General features: G+C 50.8%; 1 rRNA gene. It reads left to right on the forward strand.

The features are described 5' to 3' along the window. Nucleotides 1-224: ribosomal RNA gene (locus tag J5M58_RS27590) — 23S ribosomal RNA — on the forward strand; the annotation flags it as partial. Nucleotides 225-240: the final 16 nt, after the last annotated feature.

A 240-nucleotide genomic window follows, 5' to 3' on the forward strand; every position in this document is an offset into this window, starting at 1 on the left:
CTCTGGTGTTCCGGTTGTCACGCCAGTGGCATTGCCGGGTAGCTATGTTCGGAAGAGATAACCGCTGAAAGCATCTAAGCGGGAAACTTGCCTCAAGATGAGATCTCACTGGGATCTTGAATCCCCTAAAGGGCCGTCGAAGACTACGACGTTGATAGGTTGGGTGTGTAAGCGCTGTGAGGCGTTGAGCTAACCAATACTAATTGCCCGTGAGGCTTGACCATATAACACCCAAGCAAT

It is taken from the genome of Pseudomonas sp. 32_A, from assembly GCF_017490905.1.
Taxonomy (GTDB): Bacteria; Pseudomonadota; Gammaproteobacteria; order Pseudomonadales; family Pseudomonadaceae; genus Aquipseudomonas; species Aquipseudomonas inefficax.